We start from the raw sequence: 10,800 nt of genomic DNA, 5'->3' as shown, positions 1-10,800 counted from the left end.
CCACGGCGGCATGGACCACGGCGGCATGGACCACGGCGGCATGGACCACGGCGGCATGGACCACGGCGGCATGGACCACGGCGGCATGGACCACGGCGGCATGGACCACGGCGGCATGGACCACGGCGGCATGGACTTGTCTCCGGGGGGCATTCCGCTTGCGGAGGGCGGCGAGGATCGTGACGGGCTTGAGATGGACGTCCTCAACGTGCGCCTGGGACCCGTGCTGCCGCACTGGCCGGCAGGTTTGGTGGTGCATTGTTCTTTGCAGGGTGATGTCATTGTCGACGCTCGCGCCGAGCTGCTGGACGAAGCCGACCACCACGACGGTGGGTCGGTTGGAACTGCCCGTCGGCTCGACAACATTGCTGCCCTGCTGGCGTTGACAGGATGGGACGGCGCCGCGGTCGAAGCCCGCAGGCTCCGCAATGACGCCCTCGAGGACACCGATGCGGTGAACCGCGGCGTGGGTCGGCTCCGGCGGAGGGTCCGTCGCTCCCGGGCGTTGCGCTGGTCGCTGCGGGGCCTGCGCCCGCTCACGGGCGACGCCGTCCAGGAACAGGGGTTGCCGGCCGACGCGGCGGGTGACACCTATGACCGACTGATCGGCATGCTGGACCGTGCGGCGGCTACGGGTGCCGTCGAGGCCCGGACGCTCTCGACCGATCAGTTGGCAGCTGCGGTCATCGGCCTGGACCTGGCTGCGGCGCGGCTGGTTGTCGCCAGCCTCGATATCCATCACCTGCGACCCGATGACGCGGAGCTAGAGGTCTCGCATGGTTGAGGTGCTGGGGATGGCGGGTTTGGAGTCGCTAGACGCTTCGGTCACGGTCGTGGGTCCCGGGTGGGCGGTCTTGGCGGTGGCGCTTCTGGCTGGGCTCGTGGTGGCCGCCGCGATGCTCGACGGGGTGCTCTCGGCGCGTGCGACAGGAGGGCCAGGGGGTGTGACGCGGCCGTTCGGGGAGGCTGCCCGGCTGATGCGGCAGCGGCGTCGTACCACCGTCGCGGCCGACAACCTGCTCTGGCGCATCGGCGGCGCGTGTCTGTTCGTCACCGCTGCACTGATGGTGGCGGTGGTCCCACTGGGGGAGTGGACGATCTTCGATCTCGACGTGGGCGTCATGTGGTTCAACGCCATGGACGTCACGGTGTGGGCGCTGATCTGGTTGACCGGTTGGGGTGCGAACTCCGCGCACTCGCTCGTGGGAGGTTACCGGTTCTTGGCCCATGGCCTCGGCTACGAGCTCCCGCTGATGTTCGCTCTGGTGGCGCCGGCGATTGCTGCCGAGAGTCTCAACGTCGGCGCGGTCGCGGGGGCTCAGGAGGGGCTGTGGTTCGCGCTGTGGATGCCGGTGGCGTTCGGGGTCTACCTCCTCGGCGTCGCCGCGTTCTCCGTGTGGGGACCGTTCGCCCCGGCGCTCAGCGCAGACATCGCCGGCGGGGTGCGGGCGGAGCTCTCAGGCGTCGACCGCCTGGTGTTCGAGGCAGGGCGCTACGCGCTGCTGGCGGCCGGAGCAGCGTTCGCGGTCCCGATGTTCCTCGGCGGCGGTGCGGGCCCGTTGCTGCCCGGCTGGGCCTGGGTCCTGGTCAAGACGGTTGTCCTGTTGGCGCTACTGGTCTGGGTGCGGCGGAGACTGCCGGCATTCCGGCCGGACACGTTCATGGAGGTCGGCTGGCTGGTGCTCCTTCCGGCTGTCCTGGTGCAGGACCTGGTCGTGGCGGTGGTCGCGGTGGGGAAGGGATGAGGGTGATCACCGATATCGGATTCTGGGGCCTCGGTGTCGTGGCGGTGGCCGCCGGAGCGGCGGTCTTCTACGTCGACTCGATGGCCCGCGCGACGTACGCCCTCGCAGTGTCGTTCATCGCGGTGGGCGTGCAGGTGCTCTTCCTGCAGCAGAACTACGTCGGAGTGGTGACGATCCTTATGATGGTGATGGAGATGGCCATCATGGCGGTCTACATGGTCATGTTCATGGGGATGAATCCGGCGCTGGTGCCGATGAGCATGGTGCACAGCAACAAGGCTGCACTGGGAGTCGCTGCTGCGACGTTCCTCTTCCTGGCCGCCGGCATCCTGCTGGTCGACTGGCCGGAACGCACCGGCAGTCCACCTCCCGACGTGACTCGGGCGCTCGGCGAGGCGCTGATGGGCCCCAAGATGCTGGTCATGGCCGTGATCAGCCCGGTCATGGTCGCTACCATCGTCGCCGCCGTCGTGCTCGCTGCGCACCGGACCCGCTACGACCGGTTCGGTGACGACCTGAAGCGCCACACGCCCGACGACGCACAACCGGGGGGTGTGGGCCGATGACGCTGGAGGCAACCCTCCTCATCGCCGCCGCCATCTTCAGTGTCGGCCTCTACGGAGCCATCTCCCAGCAGGTCGTGGTGATGGTGATGATGGGGCTGGAGTTGATGATCAACGCGGTGATCCTCGCCGCAGCCGGCGTCTGGTGGTTCCTCGCCCCACAGCCCACCGGCCAGGTGCTCATCATGGTCATCATCGCCGCCATGACCTTAGAGATGGCGATGGGGTTCGCGGTGGCCACACTGCTCCACCGCGAGCATGGAGTGGACATGACCGACATGGCGACGGACCTCACCCAGTGACCGCGACGATGGCCGGGACCGCCCTGTGGCTGATGGTGCTGCTGCCCGCCGTGGTGGGCGGGGTCCTGGCGGTCTTCAGGTTGGATCGCGCCGCAGTGGCGGTCTCCATCAGCACCGCGACGGCGACCGGCGTGCTGTCCGTGGTCGTCGCCCTGACCCGTCCTGTCGTGTCGGTGCCGTTCATGGCCGGCAGCGACTTCGCCCTCGGCATCGACGCCCTGTCGGCTCTCGTGGCTCCGACGGTCGCCTTCGTCACCTTGCTGGTGCTGATCTTCTCCGCCGGGGAGATCCACGCCTCACAAGGGCGCTTAAACGGGCTGATGCTCCTCTTCGCCTCCGCGGCGCTGGTCACGGTCGCGGCACAGACCCTGCCCACGCTGCTGCTGGCCTGGGAGGTCATGGGAGCCACCTCGTTTGCGCTGATCGGCTTCTGGTGGCGCGAGGACAGACGCGTGTCAGCCGGCGTGACCGCGTTCCTCACCACGCGAACCGCGGACGTCGGGTTGTACGTAGCCGCCGGCGCTGCGCTGGCCGGAGGAGCGGGCTGGGCCCTGGCCGATCTCGCGTCGACCTCTGCAGGATGGCGGCACGTCCTCGCAGCAGGTGTGCTCGTCGCCGGCCTCGGCAAGGCCGCACAGCTGCCGTTCTCGTTCTGGCTGTCACGGGCCATGGAGGGGCCCAGCCCAGTCAGCGCCCTGCTGCACTCGGCAGCGATGGTCGCCTTAGGCGGCTACCTGTTGCTACGGATGGAACCTCTCCTCACCGCCGCCGGGTGGGCCGCACCGACCACCGCCTGGATCGGCGCGCTGACCGCCCTGATGGTGGGAGCCGTGGCAGTCGGCCAACGCGACGCCAAGCAGCTGCTGGCCGCCTCCACCTCCGCCCAACTCGGCTTCGTCGTCATGGCTGCAGGTCTCGGGGCGGTGAGCGGCGGAGCAGCACACCTCGTAGCGCACGCCTTCACCAAGGCGCTGCTGTTCCTCGCCGCCGGCGCCTGGCTCACCGCCTTGGGCACCAAACAGCTCGCCGGACTGCACGGCGTCGCCCGCCGGTGGCGACTCGTGGGCTGGACCGCGACCGTCGCGGGATTGTCGCTGGCCGGCGTCGCACCCCTAGCGCTGTGGGCGACCAAGGACGCCGTGCTCGCTGCTGCGCTTGAGGAGTCGCTTGGGCTCTACGCCGTCGGATTTGCCGCCGCCGCCTTGTCGGCGGCGTACGCCGGGAAGCTCCTGGTGGTGATCTGGCATCGGGTCCCGGACTCCGCACGGGTTGAGGTGGAGTCGCACCTCGACGAGGAGCAGCCGGGCACCGGGCACGTCGGCGTGCTGGAGAAGGCGCCGCTACTGGTCCTGGCGGTGGGCGCCGCGGTCCTCGGGCTGCTCACGCTCCCGCCTGTGGGGGAGACCGTCGCCCAGGCTCTGGGCGAGCAACCGCCCCATGCTTCCCTCGTGGAGCTGCTGATCTCTGCCGTGGTCGCCCTGCTGGTGCTCGGGCTCGTATGGTGGCGGCCGGTCCCGGAGCCGAGGTGGGCGTTGACCTGGCTCGGCCTGGATCACGCGACCCAGGCGGTCGTCGTACGGCCCACGCTGGGACTAGCCGCGCGACTTGCCTGGTTCGACGACCGGGTGCTCGACAGTGTGGTCACCGGCTCAGCATCCACCGCGCTCTCTGTCTCGCGCCGCGCGGCCCGGTTCGACGACCGGGTGCTCGACAGCGGCGTCGAGGCGACGTCCCGTGCCTCGCTGCGGGTGGCCGAGCGCAGCTCGACCGGCGACGACCGGTGGGTCGACGGTGCCGTCGAGGGCCTCGCCACGTGGCTGCGGGGACTCGGCCGACTTGCTCGACGACCACAGACCGGTCAACTGCACCAGTACTACATCCAGGCCGTCGCGGTCCTCGCGATCGGTGTACTGCTTCTCGTCACAGTGAGGTGAACGTGCTCTCCCTGATCGTCTTCCTGCCGCTCGCTGCAGCGCTGGCGCTGGCCGCGCTGCCGCGGCTCGGCGACGCCGCGGCGCGCTGGGCCTGGGTGGGCGTCGCCGCCGTTGACCTCGCCTTGGTGGTGGTGGTGTGGCTGCAGTACGAAAGCCCTGCGACCGGGGAGCTGGCCCTCGAGGAGCAGGCCGAATGGATCCCGGGGGTCAACAGCAGCTACCACCTCGGTGTCGACGGACTCTCCCTGCCGCTGATTGCGATGACCGGCGTCATCTTCCTGGCCTGCGCCGTCTACGCGCTCCGTGAGACCGACCGGCCGAGGCTGCAGGCCGCGCTGTTCCTGTTCCTGCAGAGCGTGAGCATGGGGCTGTTCGTCGCCGCGGACCTGATCCTGTTCTTCCTGTTCTTCGACCTGTCCATAGTCGGGATGTACTTCGTGATCGCGGGGTGGGGCCGTCAGGGCGCAGGTCGGTCGGCGCTGAAGTTCTTCCTGTACACGTTCCTCGGCTCCCTGGCCCTGCTGGCCGGCTTCATCGGTCTCTACGTCGCGGCGGATCCGCACACCTTCGACATGGTCGCGCTCACCGAGCAGACACCGCTCGCCGGCTCCTCGCTGGCCGGTGGGCTGGTGCTGGCCGCGATCCTGTTCGGGCTGGCCGTGAAGACCCCGACGGTGCCGTTCCACACCTGGCTGCCGCCGGCGCACACCGACGCCCCGGCGGTCGGCTCGGCCGTACTGGCCGGGGTGCTGCTGAAGATGGGCACCTACGGGTTCGTGCGGATCGCGATGCCGATGCTTCCTGAAGCCTGGCGCGGCTGGGCCTGGGTGATGATCGCCGTCGGTGTGGTTTCGGTGATCTACGGGGCACTGGTGTCGCTTGCCCAGGAAAACCTTAAGCGGATGATCGCCTACACCTCGGTCAACCACATGGGCTACATCGTGCTCGCCGTGGGTGCCGCAGGGCTGGTCGCGGGGGACACCGCTGAGGCAAGGTCGGTAGCCGTGACCGGTGCGGTGACTCAGATGGTCAGCCACGGAATTATCACCGCCGCGCTGTTCCTGCTCGCCGGCGTGCTCCACGACCGTGCGGCGACCTACGACATGGCCGCTTACGGCGGGCTCGCCGCACCGGCACCCCGGTTCGCCGCGCTCTTCGCGGTCGGCGCGTTCGCCTCCCTCGGCCTCCCCGGGCTCTCCGGCTTCATCGCCGAGTTCCAGGTCTTCACCGGCAGCATCGCCGCGGCACCGGTGACCGCGGTGGCGCTGCTCGGCATCCTGGTGACCGCAGCTCTCTTCCTCCGGGCACTCCAAGGGATTCTCACCGGCGAGACGCGCGGCAGTTCCGTCGGCTTCACCGACCTCAGGCCCGCGGAGCTGTGGTCGGTCGGCTCGCTGCTGCTGCTGTCGCTGCTGATCGGTGTACTCCCGCGGCCGCTGCTCGAAGTCATCGAGCCGGCAGCTCGTGCGGTTGTCGAGCTGGTGGGGAGGTAGGCGTTGGAGTCGATGGCCATGCGGCCGTTTCTGCTTCTGCCGGAGATCCTGCTCTTCACCGGTGGGCTCGTGGTGCTCCTGGGCGGCTCCTTCTTGCCGCGAGAGCGCCAGTGGGTCGCCCGACTCACGGCTGCGGGTTCACTCCTCGCGGCAGCCGCCGCTGCCGCGGTGGAGCTGCCCGGACCCGCGAAGATGGCCATGGAAGGCACCTTCACCGTCGACGTCACCACCGGTGTCGTCCGGATCGTGGCCGCCTTCGGCACCCTCGTCGTGCTGGCCCTGGTCTCGGACGAGATCGCGGGTTCGGCCAGGGAGAGCGAGACCTATGCCCTGCTGCTGTTCGCGACCACCGGCACGCTCGTCCTCGGCGGCGCCGACGACCTGCTGGTGGTGATCGTGGGGTTCCTGCTGGCGAGCGTCCCGCTGTACGGCCTGATCGGCATGGCCCTCACCCCCGGGGGCGCCGAAGCAGCGATGAAGACCTACCTGCTCGGAGCGATCTTCGGCATTCTGCTCATGGTCGGCACTACGCTGCTGTATGGCGTCGCCGGCACCACGGCCTACTCTGAGCTCACTGAGCCCCTTTCGGACGCACCCGCTGGGGTGCTAGCGGCAGGGGTGGTCGCAGTGCTCGCCGGTCTGCTCTTCAAGGCCGGCGGCGTCCCCGGGCACTACTGGGTGCCCGACGCTGCCCAAGGAGCCGGCGGGGCCGCCGCGGCGTTCGTCACGACCGTGCCGAAGGTCGGCGCCGTGGTGGCCGCCTACCGGCTCATCGCGGCGCTGCCCGACGTGCTGAACTGGCCGCTGCTCATCGGCGCGCTCGCGGTCGGCAGCATGACGCTGGGCAACCTCGCCGCCTACTGGCAGACCGATCCACGCCGCCTGCTCGGCTGGTCCACGGTGAGCCAGGTCGGCTATCTGCTGGTGCCGGTCGCCGTCGCCGGTCGCAGCGACCTGGCGCTGCCGTCCCTGTTGCTGTATCTCGCCGGATACACGGTGACCAACCTCGCCGCCTTCGGGGTCACCACTGCCCTCTCAGAGCGCCGCGACCTCTCGTCCTACCGCGGTCTCGGCCGGTCACACCCCCTGCTGGGTGCGTCGCTCGTAGTGGCCCTGCTCGGTCTGGTCGGCACACCCCCGACCGTGGTGTTCGTCGGCAAGCTCACCACGGCGACCGCTGCCTGGGACGGGGGCCATGCCTGGCTGGCCGTCGTGGTCCTGCTCAACACCCTGGTGAGTCTCTTCTACTACCTGCGGTGGATCGCCCCCGTCTACGGTCGCGAGCCCTACGAGCGCACCAGCGCCGGTGCCTTCACCCCTCTCCGCTGGTCCTCGACAACCGCGGTTCTCACCGCGGCGGTCAGCATCGGGCTCGGCATCGGCGCCGGCCTCTTGTGGCAGGTCGTCGCCTGAGCACGGACGCCGGGCTGTCCCGTCAGCTCCGGAGCGGCGCATCCTGACCGTGATCGGCCGCGAACGCAGCCGGCACATCGGGGTGGTCGCCGCAGGTTGACGAGGTCCCGGTCGAGCAACTCCACCAGGCGCTGAAGGCCGCTGTCGAGGAGGTCCGCAGCCAGGCGGGTTTCGGGTGCCTTGCTCCGCCGGGCGCCGGCGACGAAGTCGTCGACATACGAAAGCGTCGCTGCCAGCGAGGCCTGCCGCTGGTCCTCTCGAAGCATAGGACTCGCCGTACTGCAGCAGATCCATCTCCACCGTGGCGAGGCCGGCCCGCACGTCTTTGAGCAGCATCGCGGCGACGGACGGCTTAGCTTCGAAAGCTTGCCGGCTGTCCTCGCTGGCACGACGTTGGCGCGGCGCGCCGTGGGCGGTGGCCCCGTCGAGGGCGAACTCGGGCGTCGCACAGCAGAACGCGCGCTGCCGTTCGTCGAGGACGTTGCTTTGTAGGCGGGAGCCGCAGTCTGGGCAAGCTGCTACCAACAAGCTCTCGTGGCGGACGCACACGAATGACCATGGGACCTTCCACCGCAGCAGCCATACGTTCGGGGTTTCGGCTAAGCAGGCTGGGCATGCGTGGGAGGCCGATACCCAGGCCCAGGCGGCTCGAACCCATTCTCGGACGCTGCGAGGGTTGCCGAGGTCGAGCGTGCGCAGGTCGATCGCGGTGTGCCGGTACTGGCGTAGCAGCATTGACTCGATGACGCCCGGACCGGTGCCCGTCGCGTGCGCGAGGCCGGCGAGCATCTCCGGGCTCACCGCTGCCCCGTAGGCGAGAGGTTGCCCACCCAGCCAGTCAGTCAGGCCGAGCCATGCCCAGGCGTCACGCCGGGTGATCCCCAGGCGGTGAGCTCCGCGGTCCACCCAGCTGGCGAAGGATTCGCCCTCGCAAGGTTCCGGCCAGGCGGCAATCCGCCGGAGGTCTGGCCTTCGACGAACGGGATATCTGCGTCGATGTGTGTCGGCGCTGGGCACGTCAATCTGTCACCCGTTCGTGCAGCAGACCCCCTGGCCGAGGTCGACACGGCCGGTGTGAGAGCCTGCCGTCGAGGGGTGCCGAAGTTCAGTCTTCGGCACCCCTTCGACTTGCCCGGTCAGCTCCGTCCCTTCTGCGACGCCTTCCAGGGTGCCTGGTGATGATGCGTATGTCCGCTGCCGGGCGGCGGTGATGACGCGTCCATGTCGCTGTCGGGCTAGTCGAGGCCGTCCCCGTGTCGGACTGACTTCGCTTTCGAGGATGGGGTCGCCGAAGCGCCTCGCGCTGATCTCAGTACCAGGTTTTCGGGTCGACGGGTATGCCGTTGGCGAGGACTGTGAAGTGCAGATGGCACCCGGTTGACCATCCGGTGTCGCCGACGGTGCCGACGACCTGGCCTCGGCTGACGCGGTCTCCCTCGTTGACGTTGTAGCCGTTGGCGTGGTTGTACACGAGGGTGAGAGCCTTGCCGTTTGCGCGGCCGACGTTGACGAACAGGCGGTATCCGTAGACGTCTGAGTAGTAAGAGTCGGTGACGGTTCCGCCCGCGCTCGCATAGAGCGCCTGCCCGCAGGGGGCCCCGTAGTCGATGCCGTCGTGGAGGCCCCAGTACTTGTAGATGGGATGCGTACGGTAGCCGTAGGGTGACGTTACAGAGCCCACGACCGGTCGCATCAAGACTGCGCCACCGATCGGGGTGGCCGTGTGGGGCGCTCGTGTTTGGTCTCGGCGCGCCTTGTCACGGCGTGCTTGCTCGCGGATGCGCTCGCGGATGCGTTGTTCCCTTGCCTCCACTCGGCGGAGTTTCGCAAGGTCGGCGGAGCGGACTCTTGCGGCCTGGTTTGCCTCACTGCGGTGCCTCGCGACCGTCTGGCGCACTGCGGCGGCTGCCGCTCGAGCGTCTTCCCGGGCTGCCGCGAGTTCGACGACGTTAGCGGCTGCGTCCTGCTGACGTTGCGCAACTTCGGCCGCCGCTTGCTCGACTTGCTGCTCGCGTACCTCGTTGAGCACTTGGGTGGCTCGAAGGTCGTCATAGACCCGGGTCTGGTTGTCAACGATGACGTCGTTAGCAGCCACGCGTCGAACGAGGTCCTCGGTGGTGGTCGAGGTTAGGTACGTGGCGATCGCGAGCAGTTGGGTTTCTTCGCCTTGGTAGATGTCGGTGACTGTCTCCGCGACGGCGTCCTGTTGAACCTGCATGGCCGTGACCCCTGTGGCGAGGTCTGCACGAGTCTCATTCAGACGCGCTTTGGCCTGGGCGAGGTCCTGTTGAAGGGCTTGGTCGCGCTGGCGGGCGACGCGAAGTCGGATATGCGCACCGCGCAACGTTGCTCGAGCGAGGTTCAGGTTCGACTGCGCGTCTGCGAGTCGCTGGTTTGTCCTGATCAGCCGAGCGCTTGACTCGCCGAGCGCATCCTCAATTCTCTCGATGTCCCGCTTGATCACTTGCCGTCGGTCCTGGAGGTCGTCGTGGCTGCTGCCATTGGCCGCTTGCATCGTGGGGCCGACGAGTGCAATCACCGTTAGTGCGGTCGCAGTGAGTCGTCGAATGGCAATCACGGGCATAGTTTGTCGTTCCCCCGTCGTTTCATGTGTCGTCGCGGCGGGTGCAGCCAGGCCGCGTAGGCGGGTGGTCGGGTTGTGCGTGCACGGGCTTCCTTAAACGTGGCAGCCGTCTACGCAGTGGCGCTCAACCTTCCGCAGGGTCTTGTGGGCGGGACTGCTGTTCTGCTTCTGGTCGGGTGGCTTGACCGTCATCGGCCAGAAGCGTTGGTTCGTCCCTCAGTACTGAACCGTCAGACGCTGTAGAGGCGCTTGACGCAGTGCCGGTAGTGCGAGGCGACGTCGAGGGCTCCGCGTCGGCGCTCGTCGCGCTGGGCATACCGGCGACGATCCCGGGTGGCTCGCGGCTGGGTGAAGTCAGGGTGAGGACGGCCGCGGCGATCAGCACAAAGAGGGCGAGGGGGATGCCAACGAAGACGAGGAGCACCTCCCACCACTGCACGGAATGCCTCCTGAGATTTGTTGCTCCGACGACCTTCGTCGAAGTCCTACGCAGGGTAGTAGTACTCGGGCGGTCGATGGCTTCGCCACGCCGGGCCGCTTCGTTCGCGGCGTCATAGATGTCGACACGCCCGCCGGTCAGTCCAAGGCAAGAAATTGGCGGCCACGACATGGCAGCCAACGGACCTCGTTACCGAAAGGATGCATTGAATCGCCCCGGGTTTCGTGGAGGCTCGGTTACTTGGAACCAGCCCCGGTCGGGACGGGTGTCTGAGGGTAGTGCTCGGGCGTGATGCTCGCCCAGTGGTTGGCCTCGTACTCGGCGGGC

Annotated in this window: 8 protein-coding genes and 1 pseudogene; 7 read left to right on the top strand and 2 right to left on the bottom strand. The window is 68.4% G+C overall.

Features of this window, described 5'->3' with window-relative positions; translation table 11 throughout:
• The 7 genes from QWY28_RS22760 to QWY28_RS22730 form a co-directional block, all read left to right on the top strand.
• Positions 1–784: hypothetical protein (locus QWY28_RS22760; RefSeq protein WP_300955213.1), on the top strand; the 784-nt coding region annotated here is incomplete at its 5' end.
• Positions 777–1,745, top strand: a complete 969-nt coding sequence (locus QWY28_RS22755; protein ID WP_300955212.1) for an NADH-quinone oxidoreductase subunit H — start codon at positions 777–779, stop codon at positions 1,743–1,745. The genes QWY28_RS22760 and QWY28_RS22755, both read left to right, overlap by 8 nt.
• Positions 1,746–1,747: 2 nt before the next feature.
• The gene (locus tag QWY28_RS22750) at positions 1,748–2,311 is read left to right on the top strand and encodes an NADH-quinone oxidoreductase subunit J (protein WP_300955211.1); all 564 of its coding nucleotides are present in this window, start codon (positions 1,748–1,750) and stop codon (positions 2,309–2,311) included.
• Positions 2,308–2,610: an NADH-quinone oxidoreductase subunit NuoK gene (locus QWY28_RS22745; protein ID WP_300955210.1), complete on the top strand. Its 303-nt coding sequence runs from the start codon at positions 2,308–2,310 to the stop codon at positions 2,608–2,610. The genes QWY28_RS22750 and QWY28_RS22745 overlap by 4 nt, the downstream gene beginning before the upstream one ends.
• The gene (locus tag QWY28_RS22740) at positions 2,607–4,544 is read left to right on the top strand and encodes an NADH-quinone oxidoreductase subunit 5 family protein (protein WP_300955209.1); all 1,938 of its coding nucleotides are present in this window, start codon (positions 2,607–2,609) and stop codon (positions 4,542–4,544) included. Before QWY28_RS22745 ends, QWY28_RS22740 begins: the two co-directional genes overlap by 4 nt.
• A gap of 2 nt (positions 4,545–4,546) precedes the next feature.
• Positions 4,547–6,037, top strand: coding sequence for a complex I subunit 4 family protein (locus QWY28_RS22735; protein ID WP_300955208.1), 1,491 nt, complete (start codon positions 4,547–4,549; stop codon positions 6,035–6,037).
• Positions 6,038–6,049: 12 nt separating this feature from the next.
• Positions 6,050–7,450, top strand: coding sequence for an NADH-quinone oxidoreductase subunit N (locus tag QWY28_RS22730; protein ID WP_300955207.1), 1,401 nt, complete (start codon positions 6,050–6,052; stop codon positions 7,448–7,450).
• Positions 7,451–7,984: 534 nt separating this feature from the next.
• Here QWY28_RS22730 and QWY28_RS24480 read toward each other — a convergent pair.
• Positions 7,985–8,467 (bottom strand): annotated as a pseudogene (locus QWY28_RS24480) (TniQ family protein); the annotation flags it as partial.
• 292 nt (positions 8,468–8,759) lie between these two features.
• The gene (locus QWY28_RS22725) at positions 8,760–10,028 is read right to left on the bottom strand and encodes a M23 family metallopeptidase (RefSeq protein WP_300955206.1); all 1,269 of its coding nucleotides are present in this window, start codon (positions 10,026–10,028) and stop codon (positions 8,760–8,762) included.
• Between the last annotated feature and the right edge of the window lie 772 nt (positions 10,029–10,800).

The organism is Nocardioides oceani (assembly GCF_030412965.1).
In the GTDB taxonomy this organism is placed as follows: Bacteria; Actinomycetota; Actinomycetes; order Propionibacteriales; family Nocardioidaceae; genus Nocardioides; species Nocardioides oceani.
This window is presented reverse-complemented; position numbering and strand designations above follow the sequence as displayed.